Source organism: Flavobacterium pisciphilum (assembly GCF_020905345.1).
GTDB lineage: Bacteria > Bacteroidota > Bacteroidia > Flavobacteriales > Flavobacteriaceae > Flavobacterium > Flavobacterium pisciphilum.
The window spans coordinates 3,152,552-3,176,495 of record NZ_JAJJMO010000001.1; the positions used below are offsets into that span (position 1 = coordinate 3,152,552).

The 23,944-nt window shown below is 34.4% G+C and carries 14 protein-coding genes; 13 read left to right on the plus strand and 1 reads right to left on the minus strand.

Going from position 1 to position 23,944, the window contains the following annotated elements:
* The first annotated feature begins 78 nt into the window (after positions 1-78).
* From LNQ49_RS13435 to LNQ49_RS13485, 11 genes are all read left to right on the plus strand, one after another.
* Positions 79-1,632, plus strand: a complete 1,554-nt coding sequence (locus LNQ49_RS13435) for an SGNH/GDSL hydrolase family protein (protein ID WP_229989452.1) — start codon at positions 79-81, stop codon at positions 1,630-1,632.
* A 235-nt stretch (positions 1,633-1,867) separates the two neighbouring features.
* Positions 1,868-3,379: a F0F1 ATP synthase subunit beta gene (gene atpD / locus LNQ49_RS13440; RefSeq protein ID WP_129540487.1), complete on the plus strand. Its 1,512-nt coding sequence runs from the start codon at positions 1,868-1,870 to the stop codon at positions 3,377-3,379.
* A 57-nt stretch (positions 3,380-3,436) separates the two neighbouring features.
* Positions 3,437-3,718, plus strand: coding sequence for a F0F1 ATP synthase subunit delta/epsilon (locus tag LNQ49_RS13445; protein WP_229989453.1), 282 nt, complete (start codon positions 3,437-3,439; stop codon positions 3,716-3,718).
* A 195-nt stretch (positions 3,719-3,913) separates the two neighbouring features.
* Positions 3,914-5,047 carry an aminotransferase class I/II-fold pyridoxal phosphate-dependent enzyme gene (locus LNQ49_RS13450; protein ID WP_229989454.1) on the plus strand — a complete coding sequence of 378 codons (1,134 nt, stop codon included), beginning with the start codon at positions 3,914-3,916 and terminating at the stop codon, positions 5,045-5,047.
* A gap of 72 nt (positions 5,048-5,119) precedes the next feature.
* Positions 5,120-5,314: a hypothetical protein gene (locus tag LNQ49_RS13455; protein ID WP_229989455.1), complete on the plus strand. Its 195-nt coding sequence runs from the start codon at positions 5,120-5,122 to the stop codon at positions 5,312-5,314.
* Positions 5,315-5,363: 49 nt separating this feature from the next.
* Complete coding sequence (locus LNQ49_RS13460) at positions 5,364-6,227, plus strand: TraB/GumN family protein (RefSeq protein WP_229989457.1); 864 nt, start codon at positions 5,364-5,366, stop codon at positions 6,225-6,227.
* A gap of 7 nt (positions 6,228-6,234) precedes the next feature.
* Positions 6,235-6,738, plus strand: a complete 504-nt coding sequence (locus tag LNQ49_RS13465; protein WP_229989458.1) for an RNA polymerase sigma factor — start codon at positions 6,235-6,237, stop codon at positions 6,736-6,738.
* Complete coding sequence (locus tag LNQ49_RS13470; RefSeq protein ID WP_229989459.1) at positions 6,728-7,342, plus strand: hypothetical protein; 615 nt, start codon at positions 6,728-6,730, stop codon at positions 7,340-7,342. The genes LNQ49_RS13465 and LNQ49_RS13470 overlap by 11 nt, the downstream gene beginning before the upstream one ends.
* A gap of 71 nt (positions 7,343-7,413) precedes the next feature.
* Positions 7,414-8,031: a dethiobiotin synthase gene (gene bioD / locus LNQ49_RS13475; protein ID WP_229989460.1), complete on the plus strand. Its 618-nt coding sequence runs from the start codon at positions 7,414-7,416 to the stop codon at positions 8,029-8,031.
* Positions 8,032-8,131: 100 nt separating this feature from the next.
* On the plus strand, positions 8,132-9,403 hold the full coding sequence (bioA, locus tag LNQ49_RS13480; RefSeq protein ID WP_229989461.1) for an adenosylmethionine--8-amino-7-oxononanoate transaminase: 1,272 nt from the start codon (positions 8,132-8,134) through the stop codon (positions 9,401-9,403).
* Positions 9,404-9,481: 78 nt separating this feature from the next.
* On the plus strand, positions 9,482-10,663 hold the full coding sequence (locus LNQ49_RS13485; protein WP_229989462.1) for a beta-ketoacyl synthase N-terminal-like domain-containing protein: 1,182 nt from the start codon (positions 9,482-9,484) through the stop codon (positions 10,661-10,663).
* 75 nt (positions 10,664-10,738) lie between these two features.
* Here LNQ49_RS13485 and LNQ49_RS13490 read toward each other — a convergent pair whose 3' ends face one another.
* Positions 10,739-11,218: a regulatory protein RecX gene (locus tag LNQ49_RS13490; RefSeq protein ID WP_229989463.1), complete on the minus strand. Its 480-nt coding sequence runs from the start codon at positions 11,216-11,218 to the stop codon at positions 10,739-10,741.
* A gap of 416 nt (positions 11,219-11,634) precedes the next feature.
* On the opposite strand from LNQ49_RS13490, the gene LNQ49_RS13495 reads away from it, so the two are divergent.
* Complete coding sequence (locus LNQ49_RS13495) at positions 11,635-17,469, plus strand: glycine-rich domain-containing protein (protein ID WP_229991367.1); 5,835 nt, start codon at positions 11,635-11,637, stop codon at positions 17,467-17,469.
* A gap of 604 nt (positions 17,470-18,073) precedes the next feature.
* Positions 18,074-23,353, plus strand: a complete 5,280-nt coding sequence (locus LNQ49_RS13500; RefSeq protein ID WP_229989464.1) for a GEVED domain-containing protein — start codon at positions 18,074-18,076, stop codon at positions 23,351-23,353.
* Positions 23,354-23,944 lie beyond the last annotated feature (591 nt).

The following is a 23,944-nucleotide window of genomic DNA, read 5'->3' on the forward strand; positions in this document are numbered from 1 at the left end:
TAAATTATAGTTTATTGCACTTCTTATTGAGTTAAGGGTTTGTGGAAAATGAATATTAATGTAAAAAAATAACAAATCATGATAAAAAATTTTAAATGGCTATTATTGGTTTCATTGGCCTTTGTAGCATGTAATAATGATGATGAAGATACAACGCCTGCAGAGGTGCCTATAACACCTGGTTCGGCAGTTTTTACAAAATATGTTGCTTTAGGAGATTCATTTGCAGCAGGATATAGTGATGGAGCTTTATTTTCAAAAGGACAACAAGGTTCTTATACAAATATATTGTCTCAGCTGTTTGCTCCTGCGGGAGGTGGGGCTTTTTCAACACCATTAATGCTTGATAACATCGGAGGGTTTTCTTCTGGTGGAGTGCAGGTGGCTAAATTTCCAACACGGTTAGTTTTTAATCCACTTACAAGTTCACCAGTAAATGTGCCTGGAGTTTCGGGAACTTCAATTACTGCTCATTTAACAGGTACTTTTAATAATATGGGTATTCCTGGGGCAAAAAGTTTTCACTTGATAGCGCCAGGATATGGGAATCTTGCAGGAGTCTTCACTACTCCAGCTACAGCAAATCCATATTTTGCTCGTATTGCTTCTTCTGGTACGACTACTATTTTGGCTGATGCTATGGTACAAAGTCCAACATTTTTTACATTATGGATAGGAGGTAATGACGTTTTGGGTTATGCTACAAATGGAGGAGTGCCATCTTCTCAAGATCCAGTTTTAGGAGATGATATAACTCCAACGGCTACTTTTGATTTTGCTTATAATACGCTTGTTACTGCTTTAACGGCCAGTGGAGCAAAAGGGGTAGTTGCTAATCTTCCTTATGTGAATACATTGCCTTATTTCACAACAGTACCAGTTAACCCACTTACGCTTAGTTTGCTTGGAGGGGGAAATACAGCAGTAGGTCTTGCGACTGTTAAAGCCTTAAATGCACAGTTGTATGGACCGTTAAAAGCAGCATTAACTGCTTTTGGAGCTGGAGATAGAATTAATTTATTGTCAGAAACAGCAGCAAATCCTTTGTTAATAAAAGATGAGACTTTGCCTAATTTATCTGCACAATTAACAGCAGCTTTTACACCAACATTGGGAGCTACAATGGCAGGGTTTTATGGTCAGATTTTTGGACAGGCTAGACAAGCGAAACAAATAACTGGTTTTAAGGATTATATTTTGCTTCCTACGAGATCAGTTATAGGAACAGCTCCAGTTGGAATTCCAGCACCTTTAGATAAATATGGGATTACATTCCCATTAGAAGATAAACATGTTTTAATTCAGGCAGAGGTAAAAGAAATAGAAACTGCAACAAATGCATATAATACAACTATTGCTTCTACTGCTCAGGCAAAAGGTTTGGCTTTTGTAGATACAAGAGCTGTTATGACACAGTTGTCAAATGGAGGAATCAATTTCGGGAACTTTAATATGACTGCAGCTTATGCAACAGGTGGTGCATTTTCGTTAGATGGAATACATCCAAGTCCTAGAGGATATGGTTTAATAGCAAATATTTTTGTAGATGCTATTAACTTGAAATATGGTTCTACATTACGACATGTTGATTTGGGAGTTTATCCAATTCAATATCCGCTAATAATACAATAAAGCCAATTTTTTTAGTAGGAAAGCCACCCATTTTTTTAATGTGGTGGTTTTTTTTTAATGAGCTGTAATGATGGTCTTTTATGCAATCGATGTACTTATTTTTATTAACTGTAAAAAATATAGTATTTTTCTAAAAAAAAGTTATTGATTTTATATTTTAAAAATTATCTTTGCGCACTGAAAAAAGAGGTATTTTCGTTAAACCTAAATAGCTATTTAATAAACACATACAGTAATGTCAAAAGTAATAGGAAAAGTTGCCCAAATCATTGGACCAGTAGTTGATGTCGTTTTCAACGGTAAAGATGTTGAACTTCCAAAAATTTATGATTCATTAGAAATCACTAAAAAAGACGGAACATTGTTAGTTCTTGAAGTACAATCTCATATCGGAGAGAATACAGTTCGTACAATATCAATGGACTCAACAGATGGTTTGAGCCGTGGATATGAAGTAGTTGGAACTGGAAACCCAATCCAAATGCCAATCGGTCCAGACGTATATGGTCGATTATTTAATGTAATTGGAGATGCAATTGATGGTTTAGGGGACTTGCCAAAAACAGGAGAAAATGGATTGTCTATTCACAGACAGGCTCCAAGATTCGAAGATTTATCAACTTCATCTGAAGTATTGTTCACAGGTATTAAAGTAATCGATTTGATTGAGCCTTATTCAAAAGGGGGTAAAATTGGATTGTTCGGTGGTGCTGGTGTTGGAAAAACAGTATTGATTCAAGAGTTGATCAACAATATCGCAAAAGGTCACGGTGGACTTTCAGTATTCGCAGGAGTAGGAGAAAGAACACGTGAAGGAAATGACTTACTTCGTGAGATGTTAGAGTCAGGAATTATAAAATATGGTGATGATTTCATGCACTCTATGGAAAATGGAGGATGGGATTTATCTAAAGTAGATATGCCAGGAATGAGAGAGTCAAAAGCTACTTTCGTTTTCGGACAAATGAATGAGCCTCCTGGAGCTCGTGCACGTGTAGCACTTTCAGGATTATCTATCGCTGAGTATTTCCGTGATGGAGCAGGAACAGATCAAGGTAAAGACGTATTGTTTTTCGTTGATAACATCTTCCGTTTTACACAAGCAGGTTCAGAGGTTTCGGCTCTTTTAGGTCGTATGCCATCTGCGGTAGGATACCAACCAACATTAGCAACAGAAATGGGTGCGATGCAGGAACGTATTACATCTACAAACAAAGGTTCTATTACATCTGTACAAGCGGTTTACGTACCTGCGGATGATTTAACTGACCCGGCGCCAGCAACAACTTTTGCTCACTTAGATGCAACAACAGTATTGTCTCGTAAAATTGCAGAGCTAGGTATTTATCCAGCAGTAGATCCATTGGATTCTACTTCTAGAATCTTGACTCCTCAAATTTTAGGTGATGAGCACTATGACTGTGCACAAAGAGTAAAAGAAATTCTTCAAAAATACAAACAATTACAAGATATCATCGCGATTCTAGGTATGGAAGAATTATCAGAAGAAGATAAATTATCTGTATCAAGAGCACGTCGTGTACAACGTTTCTTGTCTCAACCATTCCACGTAGCGGAGCAATTTACAGGTATTCCTGGAGTATTGGTTGATATTAAAGATACTATCAAAGGATTTAACATGATTATCGACGGTGAGTTAGATCATCTTCCAGAAGCAGCTTTCAACCTTAAAGGTTCTATTCAAGATGCAATTGAGGCTGGAGAGAAAATGTTAGCAGAAGCTTAATCTAGTTTTCAGTATTGGGTCGTAAGACTATTAACTGAAACTGTAAACTAAAAGAAAATGACTTTAGAAATAGTATCACCAGAAGCAAAATTATTTTCAGGAAATGTGACTTCGGTTACATTACCAGGAGTTGATGGAAGCTTTCAAATATTGAATCATCACGCTCCTATTGTTTCTATTTTAGAAAAAGGAACTATTAAAATTGTAGCACCAAGCTTCAGTTTTCCTAAAGAAGTAGCGGGTAAATTCACGAAAGTAAATGACCAAACTTATACTTTAGATATTGTGTCAGGTACTATCGAGATGAAAGACAATAAAATAATTGTTTTAGCAGACTAAGACAATTCAGAATAAAGTTGAAAAAGCCAGACATTTGTCTGGCTTTTTTTATTGAAAGAAACCACAAAATAATTTTTTAGGAGCTATTTCCTGCTGTTCACTATATCTTTTTTTGTTTGCAGTGGCGAACAAAAAAAGGATGTCGTTTCCATCAGGGCTAAAAATCATAATGCTTAATTTTATAACTTTGTATTTATGAAATTACCAGAAAACCTTGTTCAAAAATTAGTTGTAAGAAAGCAAAATAATGCACTTAGACAATTGCCAGATGCTAATGTGTCAATTGATTTTACTTCCAATGATTATATTGGGTTTTCAAAATCTACAGTAATTTTTAATAAAACGCATCAGTACTTACTTGATACTAAAAATATACAAAATGGAGCAACGGGTTCAAGATTAATTTCTGGGAATCATTCTTTGTATAAAATAGCAGAAACTTTTATAGCACAGTTTCATCAGTCAGAATCAGCTTTAATTTTTAATTCGGGTTACGATGCCAATGTTGGTTTTTTTAGCGCTGTACCACAGCGCAATGATGTTATTTTGTATGATGAGCTAAGTCATGCTTCTATTCGTGATGGGATTTTAATGTCGAATGCTAAAACGTATAAATTTAATCATAATGATTTTGAAGATTTAGAACGACTTATAGTAAAACATCAAAATTCAATACTTTATATTGTTACCGAAAGTGTTTTTTCTATGGATGGAGATTGTCCAAATCTAGAAGAATTAGTACTGTTGTCCGAAAAATACAATTGTTACCTTGTAGTTGATGAAGCCCATGCATTGGGGGTTTTTGGAGAAAAAGGCGAAGGATTATTGCAGTTTCTAGGATTACATACTAGAGTTTTTGCTAGAATTATGACTTTTGGTAAAGGTTTAGGATGCCATGGTGCAGCAGTTCTTGGTTCTCAAGAACTGAAAGAATACCTCGTTAATTTTGCAAGAAGTTTTATTTATACAACGGGATTGTCTCCACATTCTGTTGCGACTATCTTCATTGCTTATCAGCAGTTGGAAATAGAAAAAGAAACCATCGAAAAGCTACGTCAAAATATTGTTTACTTCAATCAACAAAAAAAACTTCTAGGATTGCAGCCTATGTTTGTTCGAAGTAAATCGGCAATCCAATCAGCAATTATTCCTGGTAATGAAAATGTAAAGGCTGTTGCTCAAAAAATGCAAGAAAATGGATTTGATGTAAAAGCAATCTTGTCACCAACAGTTCCAGAAGGACAGGAGAGATTGCGTTTTTGTATTCATAGTTATAATACTTATGAAGAAATTTCATCTGTGTTTACTTGTATTTCCTCACTTTTGTAAAAAAAGGTTTAAACTTTTTGTAACGTTTTGGCAATTGGATTACTTACGAGTCGTAATCAAAAAACTACAATTATGAAAACCAATTTAACTTTAGTAAAAAAAGGCATTTGTAACCTAATGCTCTTTTTAGCCTCTATACAGGTAACCTATTCTTTAGTAAGTCATTTTGTTTATGGAAAAGCGGAACTAGATTTTCCAGTGGTTGTAATTTGTTTGCTCGTTTTGACTTTTGCATCTTCCAAAAAAGAAGAATACAAGATGCAATAAAAGGAGTTTTAATCATTAAATCAATCAATAACTTTAATCAATCAACAAAATGAAAAATTTATTTAAATCAATAGTAGTAGTAATTGTAATGCTTTTTTGCGGAACAATACAAGCACAGGATAAAACTCCAAAATTAGAGAATTCGCTTTTATGGGAAATCTCAGGAAATGGATTAAGCAAGTCGTCTTATTTGTATGGAACAATTCATTTAATGTGTCCTGATAAATATTCTATTTCAGAAAAGGTAAAAAAAGCATTTCAAAAATCAGATAAATTAATCATTGAAGTTAATTTTTCTGATCCAAAAGAAATGGAAGATGCACAAAAATTAGCAATGGGTTCAGAGCCGTTAAGTAAAAAATTGTCTTCGGAGGAGTTGTCAGAGTTGGATTCAATTTTACAAAAATTGGCAGGGTTAAAAATTAAACAGGTCGATAATTTTAGTTTAGCTACAGTTATGAGTTTAATTACTATAAAGACATTTGACTGTGAAAATTTGAAATCATATGAAAAGGATTTTATAGATTTAGCTAAAAAACAAAATAAAACTATTGGCGGATTCGAAACCCTAAAAGGACAATTAGAGATATTAAGTAGTTCTTATTCAGATTCAGAAATGATCAGTATGTTAAAGGAATTGAATAAGGAGTTAACAAACAAAATGATGGATGATTATGTTGCTGAAGATATAGAAAGCCTTTATAAAGCTATTACAAGTGATGAAATGATGAGTGAAAAAGCGAAGAATGTCATTCTTGATCAAAGAAATATAAATTGGGTAAAAAACATGTCTGAACTGATGAAAAAAGAGCGCTTGTTTGTTGCAGTAGGTTCAGGACATTTGGCAGGAGAGCAAGGTGTAATTAATTTATTGAGAAAGGCAGGATATAAAGTAAAACCAGTAATGAAGTAATTGTATTTTGAAAGAAAAAGAGCAACAGTTTTTAACTCGAATAGAGAATCACAAAGGAATCCTGTACAAAGTTTCTAAAATGTACATGGACAATTATGATGATCAACAGGACTTATTTCAAGAGATTATTTGTCAACTTTGGAAAGCATATGATAGCTTCAGAAATGAAAGTCAATTTTCTACCTGGATGTATCGCGTGGCTGTAAACACTGCGATTGTTTTCTTAAAGAAAGATAAAAAGAAGGTCGATAAATATGAAATTGCTTCAGATAATATTAAAGAGGAAGAGACAGATTCACATATAAAAGAAAGTCAGATAGAACATTTTTACAAGGCTGTTCAAAAATTAGAAAAAATTGATAAAGCTATTATTTTTTATCAACTTGAAGGATTCTCACATAAAGAAATAGGAGAGAATTTAGGAATTTCTGAAGGAAATGCCAGAGTGAAACTAAATAGAGCAAAAGAAAAATTAAAAGAAATAATTAAAAATCAAGGATATGGATTTTAACGATATACAAAATGCTTGGAATGAAGATAAACCTAAAAATATTATTCTTCCAGACACTCTAGAAAAATTAGGTTCGGCGCACATGCCACTAGACAAAATTAGAAAAAATTTGCGATTGGATTTTTTTGCACAGCTTTTGGCTATACTACTTATGGGTTTTGTGCCTGCTACTAGTGGTTTTCCAATAAAAATGCAACTGCCTTATTATTTATTGTATGGAATAATGATTGCAATAACTATTTATTATTTAGCCAAATTGTTTTTATTCTATAAAAGATTAGATGGTGTGTTCTTGAGTACTAAAGATAGTTTATATGAAACCTATTATGATATTAGGCTTAATATGCAGCTTTATAAAACGTTTACTTTTTCTTTAATTCCATTTATGATATTGTTTATGGTAGGTTATATCGTATTTAAAACACCAGAGATGATTCAAGTTTTTAATGGTGAAATAGAGCAGAGCAAATTAATCTTTATTGTAGGATTACTTATGTTTACAATTTTAATAATGGGTTTGTTTACAGAAGTTTGGGTGTATTTCTTTTATGGAAAATATGCAAGGCAGATTAAAAAGATTTTGGAAGAACTTAAAGAAGAATAAAAACACAAAGCCCATCTTATGATGGGCTTTGTGTTTTTATTGGTATTTTTGTGCTCAATAAAAACAATGGAATGAAACTATTTATTACAGGTATTTCTACCGATGTTGGTAAAACAATTGCTTCAGCTATAGTTGTAGAAGCATTAGAGGCTGATTATTGGAAACCAATTCAGGCAGGAGATTTGGACAACTCAGATACAGGAAAAGTTCAGTCGAAAATTTCAAATAACAAATCTCAATTTCATAAAAACGCATATGCTTTAAATACGCCAGCAAGCCCGCATTTGGCAGCAGAAATTGATGATGTTACAATAGATCTAAATAAAATAATAGAACCAGAAACGGATAATCATCTGGTTATTGAGGGTGCAGGAGGAGTTTATGTACCATTAAATAATAAAGAATTTGTTATTGATTTAATTCAACCAGATTATAAAGTTATAGTGGTTTCTAGGCACTATTTAGGAAGTATCAACCATACAGTGCTAACAATTGAAGCATTGAAGAATCGAAAATTAAATATTGCAGGGATTATTTTTAGCGGAAGCGAAAACAAATCTTCTGAAGCAATCATCTTAAATAGTACCGGAGTAAAGTGTATTGGAAGAATTGACGAAGAGCCCTATTTTGACCAAAATGTAATTCGGGAATATGCCGATTTATTTAGAGAAGATTTATTAAAATTATAATAGGTAAGGTGATTTTTGTGAAAAGTAAAATGCGTCTTACATAGAATGTATTTTACATTATAACATTTTTCATTTTGCAAAAAAAAACACATTTCACAAGATGACATTATCAGAAAAAGACAGCCAATATCTTTGGCATCCTTATACACAACATAAAACAGCCGCAGTTCCAATTGCTATTTCTCGAGGAGAAGGGGCATTACTTTGGGACGAAAACAATAAAGAATATATAGATGCGATTGCCTCATGGTGGGTTAACCCATTTGGACATAGTAATCGGTTTATTGCTGATGCGATTTACAAACAGTTAACTACTCTGGAACACGTTTTGTTTGGTGGATTTACACATGAACCAGCGATTGTTCTTGCTGAAAGATTAATCAAAATTTTACCTAAAAACCAACAAAAAATCTTCTTTTCGGATAATGGTTCAACTGCAGTAGAAGTAGCGATAAAAGTAGCTATGCAATATTTCTTTAACAAAGGAGAAAAACGTACTACGATTATTGCATTTGAAAATGCTTTTCATGGAGATACATTTGCTGCGATGGCTGCAAGCGGAATTTCATTTTATACACAAGCTTTTCAAGGAATGTTTATAGATGTAGTTCGAATTCCAGTTCCCGTAAAAGGACAAGAACAAGTGAGTTTTGATGCATTAAGAGAGGTAATAAAAGAAAAGAATTGTGCAGGGTTTATTTTTGAACCTTTGGTGCAGGGTGCTGCAGGAATGGTTATGTATGAACCAGAAGCATTAGCAACTTTAATTCAGATTTGTAAAGAAAATAATATTCTTACTATTGCAGATGAAGTTATGACAGGTTTTGGTAAAACAGGTAAAACATTTGCGATGGATTATCTAAATGAAAAACCAGATATGATGTGTCTCTCAAAAGCGTTAACTGGAGGGACAATCCCAATGGCAATTACTACTTTTACTCAAGAAGTTTTTGATGCTTTTTATGATGATGATATTAATAAAGCATTGTTTCACGGACATACTTTTACAGCAAATCCTACAGGATGTGCAGCAGCTTTGGCAAGTATTGATTTGTTGCAAAATCAAGAAATGCAAGACAATATTGCTCGTGTAAATAAAAGCCATTTGAATTTCCAGAATAAAATAAAAAATCATTCAAGAGTAGTTACAACCAGAGTTTTAGGTGTTATTTTTGCATTAGAAATAAAATCTGACTCAGAAGAGAGTTATTACGGCTCGATGAGAACGAAACTGTATAATTTCTTTATCGATAAAGGAGTTATTCTAAGGCCAGTCGGAAATATAGTTTACATATTACCGCCTTATATTATTAGTGATGAACAGCTTGAAAAGGTATATTCGATTATAGAAGATGCCATAGAGATGGTGTAAGTATAGACACTTAGATTTTGCAATCTTCGATCGCATTGCTTCACTCACTTCATTTATTTTACAGTTAAATTAATTATTTTGAACATAAACAAAATCGCAATTACTGCTTTTTCTTCTATTTCGCCTTTAGGAAATAATCCAAAAGACGTTTGGGAAAATTATTTAAGTAATAAACATTGTTTTACTTTGTTAGAATTGGATAAACAAGAAACTCCAGTTGCTGCACTTGATGCTGATTCTAAACAAATTGTAGATCAGGTTCGTAATTCGGATATTAAATATAAATTTCTTGACAATAGTGTTTTGTTTGCATTAGCAGCATCACGACAAGCAATAAAAAATTCAGGATGGGACTCTGAAGCTATTTTTGGAATTAATATAGGTTCTTCTCGTGGAGCAACCGATTTATTTGAAAAACATTTTCAGGAATATTTAGAAACAGGAAAGGCACAAACATTGGCTTCTCCAACAACTACATTAGGAAATATATCTTCTTGGATAGCGCATGACCTACAGAGTTCTGGACCAGAAATATCACATTCTATTACTTGCTCAACAGCGTTGCATGCTTTGTTAAATGGTGTAGCATGGTTAAAGGCAGGAATGGTCGATAAGTTTTTGGTAGGTGGTAGCGAAGCTCCGTTGACAGATTTTACGATTGCACAAATGCGAGCTTTAAAAATTTATTCTCGAGTAGATTTAAATAATGATAAATGGCCAAATCTAGCATTTGATTTGAATAAAACTCAAAACACAATGGTTTTGGGAGAGGGAGCTGCTGTTTGTTGTCTTGAAGCTGGAGAAAAAGAAAATGCAATTGCTTATATCACAGGAGTGGGATATGCTACAGAAGTTTTGGAGCATAATATATCTATTTCGGCCGAAGCAACTTGTTTTCAAAAGTCTATGAAAATGGCTTTAAAAGGAATGAATCCAGAAGATGTAGATGTAATTGTAATGCATGCGCCAGGAACTATAAAAGGAGATTTAACAGAATATAGAGCAATCCAGAAAATATTTGATTCTAAGCTTCCTTTGCTTACTACCAATAAATGGAAGATTGGTCATACTTTTGGAGCTTCAGGAATACTGAGTGTAGAAATGGCAATTTTAATGATGCAACATAATATGTTTATTGGAGTTCCTTTTGCAGAAGAGCAACAGCAAACCAAGCCGATAAAAAAGGTTTTGATTAATGCAGTAGGTTTTGGAGGGAATGCTGTGAGCATTTTAATAGAAAAAAAAGTAGAATCGTTATAAAATCGATTGACAAGTTTACAATAAAATTATATCTACCAGTCAGGTTTTCTTGACTGGTTTTTTTGATGTATGAAATTATTTTGTTTCGGCTGCTTCTAATTCTTTTACTTTTTCGTAAACTAGGTTACTCTCATAGCCTCGACGGAGTATATAATCGCAAAATTTCTTGCGTTTTTTAAGCAGATTATTTTCGTTTATATTATCCCAACATTTTTGGGATAGTTTTTCAAATGTTTCTAGATACTCTTCATTGCTAATTCCTGCCAAGGCAAGATTAATATTGGTAGAAGTAATATGGCGTACTTTGAGTTCATTTACAATTCTTATTTTCCCCCATTGTTTTATGCGATGTTTTCCTTGGGCAAAACTACAAGCAAAACGGGTTTCATTAAGGAAATTGTCCGTAATTAGTTGTACAACAATAGAATCTATTTCGTCAGAAGTCATTTTTAGACTGTATAGTTTTGATACAACCTCGTCATGACAGCGCTCTTGATAAGCACAAAAATGCTCTAATTTTTGTAAAGCTTCTTTGGGAGTACAATCTGATTTCATATAATCTATTATGGTTTAGTATTGAATAAAAAACAAATGTAAAGCTTTAATTTTTTTTCAAAAGCTTGTTTTGCTTTGAAATCCTATTTTGGAATAATTTTCTTAAAAAACGTATGAATAAGCGGAATTGTAAGGTATTGGCAGTTAGGTTGTTAAAAAGTTAATAAGAATGTAATTATAGCCGATGTAATGCATAATAATATGAATAATATTACAATTGGGTTTGATTTTTTTTCATTAAATTTAAGAATGTATTTTATAATTGTCTTTGCCCTAGGATGTTATGGAATTTTGATTCTCCTTTAGAGAAAAGGACATAATGCTAATTAATCTTCAATTAGTTCAGTCGTCTTTTCAATATTGCTCATAAACATCACAAAGATTTAGTTGATTTTTTATCATTAAAACCTACTATTATGAGACTAAAATTATCTTTGTTTTTCATTTTTACTTGTATTTATTCGTGGTCCCAAACTACTAACACTTTTACAACAAGTGGAAGTTTTACTGTTCCAGCTGGTTTGACCTTACTAACGGCAGAATGCTGGGGAGCTGGTGGAGCTGGTGCAGGTACTAATACCAGTAATTCGGCTGGAGGAGGAGGAGGAGGAGGCTATAGTGTGGCTTCTATTTCTGTGGTGCCTAACAGTTCAATTAGTTATGTGGTTGGTGCTGGAGGTACTGGGGGTAATAATGCTGGACCCAATGGAACTGCATCTAGTTTTTCATCTGTATCTGCTAATGGTGGAGCAGGAGGAGGAGCAGGTGGAGCGGGTGGCGTAGGTGGTGTAGGTACAAGTTTCTCTGGAGGAAAAGGGGCTAATGGGAGTTTGGTGCTTGGATTGATATATTCTGGAGGAGGAGGAGGTAGTGCAGGAACTGCCTCAAATGGTAATAGCCCATCTGGATCAGCAGGTGGAGCTGCTGTTGCAGGTGGAGCTGCTGGAGGAGCTGGAGCAACTTTAGCGGGTGCTGGATCTAATGGTGGTGTACCAGGTGGAGGTGGAGGTGGTGGTTTAGTTTTATTAGGTATTGGAACTAATAAAGGAGGGAATGGAGGGAATGGACAGATAAAAATAACATATACATGTCCGACTTATAATATTACTAGTACAGCTGCGCCAGATGTTTGTACTTCTATTGGTACATCTTTGGTAACACTGAGTTCAAGTGTTACTACACAGCTACCTGTAGGTAATTATGTAGTAACATATAATACTAGTAGTCCAAGTGCTACTGGATTAACAGCAAATATGACAGTTAGCACTGCGGGGACCGGTACTTTTACAGCTGCTGGATTAGTAACAGCGGGGCCTAGTACTATAACAATTACAATGATTGCTTCAGGAACTTGTTCCTCTACTATAAGTGCTAATAATACAGTCACTGTAACAGTTTCGCCTCCATCAGTTGGAGGGACAGTAAATGGAGGTACTACTATTTGTTCAGGAAATCCAAGTGCCTTACTTACCTTGTCAGGACATACAGGATCGGTAGTTAAATGGCAGTACGCCATAAGTCCATTTTCTTCATGGACAGATATAGTTAATACTGCTACAACTTATACTTCGGGTGCATTAACAGCAACAACTGAGTTTAGAGCGATTGTTCAGAGTGGAGTTTGTTCTACGGCTACTTCTGCTGTAACTACGGTAACTGTAAATCCTTTGCCAACGATAACACTATCTACAACTGCAGCAAGCGTCTGTTTAAATGCAGGTGCTCAAAACACAACATTAACTTATAGTGCTACAACTGGAACACCAACTACATATAGCATAGTTTGGAATGCTTCACCTACAAATAGTTTTGCAGCTGTTACAAACGCATCATTACCAGCAAGTCCTATTACAATTGCAGTTCCTGCGGGTACAGCAGCAGGTACTTATACAGGTACATTAACCGTTAAAAATGCAAATGGATGTATTAGTACAGGATCAGTTTTTACAGTTACAGTAAATTCTTTGCCAACGATAACGCTATCAGGAACTGCAGCAAGTGTTTGTTTAAATGCAGGTGCCCAAAACACAACATTAGCTTATAGTGCTACAACTGGAACACCAACTACGTATAGCATAGTTTGGAATGCTTCGCCTACAAATACTTTTGCAGCTGTAACAAATGCATCATTGCCAGCAAGTCCTATTACAATTGCAGTTCCTGCGGGTACAGTAGCAGGTACTTATACAGGTACACTGACAGTAACCAATGCAAATGGATGCATAAGTTCTGGTTCAAGTTTTACCGTTACAGTAAATCCTTTGCCAACGATAACGCTATCAGCAACTGCAGCAAGTGTTTGTTTAAATGCAGGTGCTCAAAACACAACTTTAGCTTATAGTGCCACAACAGGAACACCAACTACATATAGCATAGTTTGGAATGCTTCGCCTACAAATAGTTTTGCAGTTGTTACAAACGCATCATTGCCAGCAAGTCCTATTACAGTTGCAGTTCCTGCGGGTACAGCAGTAGGTACTTATACAGGTACATTGACAGTAGCCAATGCAAATGGATGTATTAGTACAGGATCAGTTTTTACAGTTACAGTAAATCCTTTGCCAACGATAACATTATCAGCAACTGCAGCAAGCATCTGTTTAAATGCAAGTGCTCAAAACACAACATTAGCTTATAGTGCTACAACAGGAACACCGACTACGTATAGTATAGTTTGGAATGCTTCACCTACAAATACTTTTGCAGCGGTTACAAACGCATCATTGCCAGCAAGTCCTATTACAATTGCAGTTCCTGCGGGTATAGCAGCAGGTACTTATACAGGTACATTGACAGTAACCAATGCAAATGGATGCATAAGTTCAGGTTCAAGTTTCACCGTTACAGTAAATCCTTTGCCAACGATAACGCTATCAGGAACTGCAGCAAGTGTCTGTTTAAATGCAGGTGCTCAAAACACAACCTTAGCTTATAGTGCCACAACAGGAACACCGACTACGTATAGCATAGTTTGGAATGCTTCGCCTACAAATAGTTTTGCAGCTGTTACAAATGCATCATTGCCAGCAAGTCCTATTACAATTGCTATTCCTGCGGGTACAGCAGCAGGTGCTTATACAGGTACACTGACAGTAGCCAATGCAAATGGATGTATAAGTTCAGGTTCAAGTTTTACCGTTACAGTAAATCCTTTGCCTTCAATTACTACAACAGGAACAGTATTGAGTGTTTGTACAAGTACAGGTTCACAAAATGCAATATTGGCATATACTGCTACAACAGGAACACCAACTACGTATAGTATAGTTTGGAATGCTTCGCCTACAAATACTTTTGCAGTTGTTACAAACGCATCATTGCCAGCAAGTCCTATTACAATTGCAGTTCCTGCGGGTACAGCAGCAGGTACTTATACAGGTACACTGACAGTAACCAATGCAAATGGGTGTATAAGTTCCGGGTCAAGTTTCACCGTTACAGTAAATCCTTTGCCAACGATAACGCTATCAGGAACTGCAGCAAGTGTTTGTTTAAATGCAGGTGCTCAAAACACAACATTAGCTTATAGTGCTACAACAGGAACACCGACTACGTATAGCATAGTTTGGAGTGCTTCGCCTACAAATAGTTTTGCAGCTGTTACAAGCGCATCATTGCCAGCAAGTCCTATTACAATTTCAGTTCCTGCGGGTACAGCAGCAGGTACTTATACAGGTACATTGACAGTAACCAATGCAAATGGGTGTATAAGTTCCGGGTCAAGTTTCACCGTTACAGTAAATCCTTTGCCAACGATAACGCTATCAGGAACTGCAGCAAGTGTCTGTTTAAATGCAGGTGCTCAAAACACAACATTAGCTTATAGTGCCACAACGGGAACACCGACTACGTATAGCATAGTTTGGAATGCTTCGCCTACAAATAGTTTTGCAGCTGTTACAAATGCATCATTGCCAGCAAGTCCTATTACAATTGCTATTCCTGCGGGTACAGCAGCAGGTACTTATACAGGTACACTGACAGTAGCCAATGCAAATGGGTGTATAAGTTCTGGTTCAAGTTTTACCGTTACAGTAAATCCTTTGCCTTCAATTACTGCAACAGGAACAGTATTGAGTGTTTGTACAAGTACAGGTTCACAAAATGCAACATTGGCATATACTGCTACTGGGGGAAGTCCTACAGGCTATAGCATCGATTGGGATGCAACAGCAAATGCAAATTCATTAGCAGATCAACTCAATACTTCTTTTGCTTTTTCGCCAACAGGAGGTAATATAAATACAATAGTAGTATCTGCAAATGCATTAGCAGGGTCTTATTCGGGTATAATGACAATTACAGATGGGAATTGTACAGTAACACAGGCAGTATCTATAACTATTAATTCAACGCCAACACCTCCAGTAATTGGACTAATTACACCTCCAACTTGCACTATTCCGTTTGGAAGTGTAGCTTTAAGTGGGTTGCCTTCAGGTAATTGGATAATAATAACAAATCCAGTAACAGTGACTACATCAGGTTCAGGATCGAGTACAGTTATTACTAATCTTATGCCTAATACCTATACTTTTATAGTAAGTAATTCGGCAACGAGCTGTACTTCATCGGCTTCATCGGCTGCAATTGTTTCAAGTTTGGTTACCAATTATTGGACGGGTTCGGGATGGACAAATAGTACACCCAACATAAATCAGAATATTGTTTTTGCAGGGGATTATACTTCTTTAGCAGGAACTGCAGGGGATGTAAGTGGATGCTCATGTCAGGTAAATTCAGGTATTAAAGTTACGTTTGAATCAGGTGCCACTTTGTCTATTATAAAAGCTGTTAATGTAAGCACAAATTCAGGAACTAGTTTAACTTTTAATAATAATGCAAGTTTGGTACAAACACTTAATGTTTCTAATACAGGTAATATTGTTTACAACCGAACTTCAACAGCTATGAATTGGCTTGATTATACATATTGGTCTTCTCCAGTGTCTGGGCAAAAATTTAATATATTATCGCCAAATTCAGACCCAAAGAGATTGTTTTCTTATAATAATGCCTGGGTAGCCGAGGCTGCGACAAACAGTATGATTGTAGGAAGAGGATATCTTATTAGAGTTCCAAATGCTGGTGCATGGCCAAACGGCGAAAGAGTTAATTATCCTTATCCACAACCTGTTTCGTTTATAGGAACTCCAAATAATGGTAATATAACCGGTCAAGCAATTACAGTACAAGATGCAGCTTATTTTATAGGGAATCCATATCCTTCGGCGATTGATGCGGATATTTTTTTAACAGCAAATAATCTTATTCTAGAAGGGACATTATATTTTTGGACACATAATACTCCTATTGCGTATAATGGGGCTTCGGCAAAGGTTTATAATGCAAATGATTATGCTGTTTATAATTTTACAGGGGGAACAGCAACATCAGCAGCATTAAATCCAGGAGTTAATAATTCGGTTCCATTAGGTAAAGTTGCAGCAGGTCAATCTTTTTTTGCCATAAGTATAGCTTCAAGCGGAAACATTGTTTTTAACAATGATATGAGGGTGGCAGGTAATAATGCACAATTCTTTAAACTTACAAAAGAAGGTAAAGTAGATTTTGTAGAAAAAAAACGCATATGGCTGAACTTAACAAATAGTATTGGCTTTTTTAAACAAATTCTTATTGGTTATATTAGTGGAGCTACAAATGAGTATGATAGTAAGTACGATGGAGCCAAATTTGATGTTGTGCAAATGGCAGATTTATATAGTATAATACCTGATAAAAAATTAATAATTCAAGGGCGTGCTTTGCCTTTAGATATTACTGATACAGTGCCGCTAGGATATAGTTCAGAAATTGTTGGTAATTATACAATTGCAATAGATCACTTAGATAGTTCGTTGATAAATCAAGAGGTGTATCTCGAAGATAAAGCAACAAATATAATTCACAATTTGAATAATGGAGGATATACTTTTGCTACAAACATTGGAACATTTGATAATAGATTTGTATTGCGATATACTAATAAAACCTTACAAGTAGATGAATTTGATAGTTCTAAAAATTTAATTATGGTAGCTATTGCAAATGAAAAAATCGATATTACTGCATATGATAAAATTATAAATAAGGTGCTTATTTATGATATGTCTGGTAAGTTGATGTACAAAAAAGAAGCAGTTAAGAACTCTAAATTGATTATTGAAAATTTAAGATCAAGTAACCAGGTTTTAATGGTAAAAGTAATTTTAGATAATCAACATATTGAAACAAAGAAGGTGATTTACTAAATACATTTTGGTTCGCTTTTATAAACCATTTGCTTTTCAGCAAATGGTTTTTTGTTTCTAATAAGAATAGATCAAACCTCGTTGCAAATTAGTTTTTCTTACTTTTTAAGTATTGTTGGTTTAATTTAATTGTTCCTGTATTTTAAATATAAGTTTTTACTTCATAAATATGTATTTAATCTGATTTTTTGTGCATTTCGTCGGGTATTTAAGCAATTTAACGAAAATGGGTTTTCCAAAAAAAAAAATCTTGTAAGAGGTTTTTTTTTGTGCTTTATTTGGTGGGAATTTGTTAAAATTAACATTTTTTAAATTTTAATTAACTGGTAATTAGTTATTTAAATGTGTGCTTGAGGTCTTCTTGATTTGCAAAATGACTTGTTGAAAAATAATTTGAACGTAAAAACTTACGAAATGTTAAAATTTATTTTTTGAATGATGCTAAAATTGAATATATAAAACCAATAAGTGCTGATTTACTGATTGTTATTAAAAAACAATTAAGTAATTAATTGTTAAAAAAATATTGTTAGTATATAAAATAATACTAGCATTAATAAAAAAAATCATACCAAAAATCAATTTATAATTATAAATCCTACTCATGAATAAAAAATTACTATTAAATGTTGATTTCTTATTTTCTAAACAAGACCGAGTGTCTTTAAATAAATCTAATAATTTGACTAAATGGTTGTGTTTGGTTTTGTTGTTTGTTGTTTCGATTACTAATGCCGCAACTAGAACAAGTACGGCAACTGGAGGAAACTGGAATCTTACAACTACTTGGATAGGAGGAATTGTTCCAGTTGCAGGGGATGATGTTGTAATTTCGACAGGAGCTACCGTAAATACGAATGGAAGTAGAACCTGTGCTGGAATAACGATTTTGGGAACTCTTAGTATGGCAAATGGGAATATATTAACGGTTAATGGGAATGTAAGTGGTAATGGAAGTTGGATAACAACAGGAGGTGGTTCTCAAACCATTTCGTTAACTGGAAATTGGTCGTTTACGGGAACTTCGGCTGGAACTGGTGCAATAGCACTTTTTACAGGAACTGCAAGTCAAACCTTAACAGGAAGAATAAGTTCCGCTAACAGTGGTACTCTTCGAATAAATAAAACAGGAGGTTCTGCGATTTTGGGGAATGCCTTAACTGTAGCTACTTTTACAAATACATCAGGTATTTTTGATGCAAGTACATATCTACTGACTGCTACTACAAATACACTTACTGCAGGAACATTAAGAGTAGGTGCAGCAAATTGGGGTACAAATTATTCATTTACTCCTACAACACCTCCAGCAAATTTTACTATTGATTATTACAATGCATCACCAATAATTAATGGAGCAATTACATATCAAAATCTTACTTTTTCAGGAACAGGTACAACAGCTAGTCCTAGTGGTAATTTAACGATTCAAGGTAATTTATCTAATCTAGGTGGTGGGGAAATTGATTTTAATGCTAGAGACATTACAATCAATGGAGGATATACACAAAGCATAGCCAGTTTTACTACAACAGGTGCAGTTATTATAGGGAAAACAGGTAATACAGCTACATTCACTGGAGATGTGACAGGAGGTAATTTAACTATAAATAGCTCAGCAAGATTAGCATTAGGAGGATTCACGCATACTTTTACAGGTAATTGGTCAATGGCAGGAACTATAGATGCAAACACAAGTACACTTAGAGTACAAGGAAATATTATAGGTGTGTCTGGAAGTTTTAATTCTGATACAGGTACAGTAGATTTATATGGTGCAAATCAATCTATCAGGAAATTGGATTTTTATAATCTTACTTTGTCTGGAAGTGGCACTAAAACTTTTACAGCCGCTTCAGCTATAGGTAATAATTTAGAGATTGGTTTAGGGGTTAATGCAAATCTTGGGACTTTTACTCATACAGCAAATACATTAACATTTGGAGGAGCTATTCAGGATTTGGGTTCTTGGGGTAGTACAGGCTCTTCAGCAAATAATAAAAATGACACCTATTTTATAGCTACTGGTACAGGCATTGTAAATGTCGGCAAGGGATATTGTACACCTAGTTTTACTAATGTAAGACCAATTACAAATGTAGTTTTTAATACTATTACGAATGCTAGTTCTGCACTTACAAGTTCTCCTGCTTATGAAAGTTTTATTAACTATAAAACAAATGTTACTAGAGGCATGGCTTATACAATAAGTATAAAAGGAAATACTAATGGTAATAATACAAACTATTATACTGTATTTTTTGATTGGAATCAGAATGGTATTTTTACAGATTCAGGTGAATCAATATCTGTAGGAAACTTTTCAAATTCTGACGGAATAGATAGTAAGGTTGCGACTGTATCAATTACAGTTCCTACATCCGCATTGTTGGGAACTACGAGAATGCGCGTTGTTAGCAGAAGTTCTTCAAGCAGTAGTTCATGTGGAAATTTAGGCAACGGGCAGGTTGAAGATTATAGCGTAAATATAGAGGCTGCCTGTTCAGGAACTCCTGCACCAGGAAACACGGTTGCTAGTGTAAATCCTGTTTGTCCAAATGTTCCTTTCACTGTATCTGTTGGAAATCCAACCTTAGGAGGTGCAACATACCAATGGGAGACATCTCCAAACGGCTTAGACCCATGGATAAGTGCTACGCCTGCTCCGGTTACAATTATAAATACAAATTTTAGTACAATACCAACTAATGCAGCTATAATAGGAAATAGTTCGTCTATTACTAGTGGTGAGTTAATTTTAACTTCTGTTGGTGTTACAAGATATTCAGGTGGGTATGTTATCAATACGACTCCTGGTTCAAATATTACCCCATTTACAGCAAGTTTTGATTATAGAATTTTTGATGGTGTAGGTGGTGCTGATGGAATGAGTTTGAGTTATGGATCTGATATTAATTCAGGAACTGCTGGTGGTGGTGAATTAGGGGAAGGGACTGGTTTTGTTTTGCAATTAGATACTTATGATAATGTTACGGGTCAAAATACAGGTAGTATGATTCGAATTCTTTATGGTGGTGTGCAGATTTTTGCAAATGCCCTTAATCCTTTTAATCTTAGAAATTCTTCGTATAGAAATGTAACTTTAGCAGTCGATGCTAATGGTACCTTATCTCTTAAAATAGCGGGTGTAACAATTGTTTCAGGTCTTTCAGTGCCAAGTTACGTAGCAGCAGATAAAACAAATTGGAAATTTAAATTCTCTGCTCGTGTAGGAGATATAAATGATAAGCATAGTATAAATAAAATTTTTATTCAGTGTGGAGATATCCTATCAACTAATTCAACATTGACAACCTCACAAACAGAAGCGACCCATTACCGTGCTAAAGTAACTTGTGGAAGTAATTTAGCATATTCATCACCAGTTTTGGTTAATATGTCTTCAGCGGTTATTACAACACAGCCACTAGTTCCAACTGCGACTTGTACGGGTAGTGGTACTCAAAAAATAACTGTAGTTGCAACAGGAACAGGGTTAGCTTATCAATGGAGAAAGGCGGGGGTTGTACTTACAAATGGAGGAGTTATAAGTGGAGCGACAACCGCTACACTTACTTTGACAGATCCGATTGGAACGGATGCAGGTAGTTATGATGTTGTTGTAACAGCAGCATGTTCTTCATCAGTAATATCAAATGCTGTTATAGTATCAGTAAATACTTTACCAATAATTACTACTCAACCTCAGGCACTTCCAATTTGTGAAGGTACTTCTGGTTCATTTACGGTTGCTACTTCAGCTTCAAGCCCTGCTTATCAGTGGCAATATGCTACAGCAGTAAGTGGTCCTTGGACAAACATAGACAATACAGTTGCCAATTTGTCAGGGTATAACTCAGCAACTTTAGTTTTAACAGATACACCAATAGAATACAATAATTATTATGTACAATGTTTGGTAAGAACAGGTGCATGTACATCAATTTCTGCTTCTGCTTTACTAACCGTAAAACCATTACCAACTACACCAACAATAGGAACAATTACACCAGCAAGCTGTACAGTTTCTACAGGAAGTGTTGTTTTAAACGGACTTCCAGCTACAGGAACTTGGGAAATTATAACGAATCCAGTTACAATAACAAGAACAGGAAGCGGTGAAAGTGTAACGATTTCGGGGCTTGCTCCTAATACATATACGTTTTCAGTAAATAGTTCAGATTTAGGATGTACATCTAGACCATCAGTGGGAGCGACAATTTCTGGACCAATTACTAATACTTGGGATGGTTCGAAATGGTCTCATAATAATACTCCTCCTACCATTTATCAAAGTGTTGTTTTTGCAGGTAATTATATTTCAGCCAATGGTACTCTGGGAAATCTAGAAGGGTGTTCTTGTACTGTAAATTCTGGGGTCAGTGTTATAATAAATTCGGGTGCAACTTTAACTATTACTAATTCGGTTAATGTTAATACAGCTATAAATACTAGTTTAACATTCGAAAACAATGCAAGTTTGGTTCAGACTGCTAATGTTAATGTAGTTAATACTGGAGATATTACTTATAAACGTATTTCAAGCCCAATGAAGGCTATGGATTATACTTATTGGTCATCACCAGTTTTAGGACAGAAGTTTAATGTTTTGTCACCAAATTCAGATCCAGCTAGGATCTATTATTATAATACTAATAACTGGAAAGCGGAAGGTGCATCTAATCCTATGATTGTAGGGAAAGGATATATTATTAGAGTTCCTAAAGCTGGAACTTGGCCAGGAGAGATAGTGAGTTATCCTTATGCACAGCCAGTTGCTTTTAAGGGAGTTCCTAACAACGGAAATATTCAAGGAGAGACGATTACTGCTGGGAATTATTATTTAGTAGGAAATCCATATCCTTCTGCTATTAATGCAGATAAGTTTAGATCGGATGTAACCAATAATGCAATCACAAAAGGAACTCTTTATTTTTGGACGCATAATACGGCTATTAGAAATACAGGTTCTGCAAAAGTATATGCATCGGATGATTATGCTTCTTACAATGGTACTGGAGGTACTGAAACAAAGGCAGCAGATAGTCCTGGAAATAAAACAGAACCTTCGGGAAAAATAGCAGCAGGACAGTCTTTCATGGTTGAGAGTAGAGGAGCTGGAACAATTGTTTTTAATAATGGAATGAGGGTAGTTGGTGAAAACAATCAGTTTTTCAGACCAAGGAAGGCTTCTAAAGTATCTACTATTGAGAAAAATCGTGTATGGCTTAATTTAATAAATGATAAAGGAGCTTTTAAACAAATTTTAGTAGGATACATTGAAGGAGCTACAAATGGAGAAGATAATAACTTTGATGGGGCAGCTTTTAATGCAAATAGCTTTGTCGATTTTTATAGTATTAATGATGAGAAAAATTATAGTATTCAAGGACGAGCATTGCCGTTTACAGATACAGATATAGTTCCATTAGGATATAGTTCAACAATAGCAGGTGATTTTACAATTGAGATAAATAAGGCAGACGGTTCATTGTTAAATCAGGTAGTTTATCTAGAGGACAAGACATTAGGTGCAATACATAATTTGACACAAAACGGATATAAGTTTACAACTGCTATCGGTACTTTTGATAATCGATTTGCATTGCGTTATACAAATAAAACACTAGGTACAGGTGACTTTGAAAAAGTAGAAAATGAAATTTTGGTATCTGTAGCAAATGAAGAAATTACAATCAATGCTATTAGTCAAGCAATAGATAAGGTGTTTATTTATGACATATCTGGTAAATTAATTTACAAGAAAGACAAGGTAAAAAATCCGAAACTGGTTATTGAAAACTTAAGATCGAGTAATCAAGTTTTGTTAATAAAAGTTGATCTTGAGAATAAACACACAGAAACAAAGAAAGTAATTTTCTAATATAATAAGATTCTATTTTAAAACCATTTGTCGTAAGGCAAATGGTTTTTTGTTTTTATATGAATTGTAAAGCTTTATAAGAATGCTTTTTTTGGGGCTAGAGTTCAGCTTTAGTTTTAAAATTTGACTATACCTATTGATAGATTTTTTTTTGATTATTCTCTGTAAAATTGAAACATGAAAACGTATTACGAGTGTTTTTTTAGTAATCTTTTTCTTTTATTTTAAAATCTTCTTATTTCTATAAAAACCTTTTTTGTTGAAATATTTTTTTTGCAAAATCTTCTTTTCACGACGTCTTTTTTGAGCTATTTTTTAATTTTAACATAATTTTTTTTTAAATAGTTCTATTTTATTGGAAAAACAGATAAATCAATATTTAATTTATCAGATGAGTTACATAATTTAAATGTTGAACTACATAAAAAAAACATATTTATGAGAAATAACTGAATATTGTGAAGAGGAGGTTTTTTGGTTAAAATATAAGTGATTGATTTAGATTTAATTAGAGTAAAATTGTAAATTGTTTATGGTGTTTTGGGGATAAAATCAGAATAGAATATCTCCTAAGAAAGAGCTTTAAAAAGA

Coding starts and splice junctions, on each gene's coding strand:
- LNQ49_RS13495 (WP_229991367.1), top strand. CDS start 11,635: ATGAGACTAAAATTATCTTTGTTTTTCATTTTTACTTGTATTTATTCG.
- LNQ49_RS13435 (WP_229989452.1), top strand. CDS start 79: ATGATAAAAAATTTTAAATGGCTATTATTGGTTTCATTGGCCTTTGTA.
- LNQ49_RS13450 (WP_229989454.1), top strand. CDS start 3,914: ATGAAATTACCAGAAAACCTTGTTCAAAAATTAGTTGTAAGAAAGCAA.
- bioA (WP_229989461.1), top strand. CDS start 8,132: ATGACATTATCAGAAAAAGACAGCCAATATCTTTGGCATCCTTATACA.
- LNQ49_RS13490 (WP_229989463.1), bottom strand. CDS start 11,218: ATGAAATCAGATTGTACTCCCAAAGAAGCTTTACAAAAATTAGAGCAT.
- LNQ49_RS13470 (WP_229989459.1), top strand. CDS start 6,728: ATGGATTTTAACGATATACAAAATGCTTGGAATGAAGATAAACCTAAA.
- LNQ49_RS13455 (WP_229989455.1), top strand. CDS start 5,120: ATGAAAACCAATTTAACTTTAGTAAAAAAAGGCATTTGTAACCTAATG.
- bioD (WP_229989460.1), top strand. CDS start 7,414: ATGAAACTATTTATTACAGGTATTTCTACCGATGTTGGTAAAACAATT.
- LNQ49_RS13445 (WP_229989453.1), top strand. CDS start 3,437: ATGACTTTAGAAATAGTATCACCAGAAGCAAAATTATTTTCAGGAAAT.
- atpD (WP_129540487.1), top strand. CDS start 1,868: ATGTCAAAAGTAATAGGAAAAGTTGCCCAAATCATTGGACCAGTAGTT.
- LNQ49_RS13460 (WP_229989457.1), top strand. CDS start 5,364: ATGAAAAATTTATTTAAATCAATAGTAGTAGTAATTGTAATGCTTTTT.
- LNQ49_RS13500 (WP_229989464.1), top strand. CDS start 18,074: ATGAATAAAAAATTACTATTAAATGTTGATTTCTTATTTTCTAAACAA.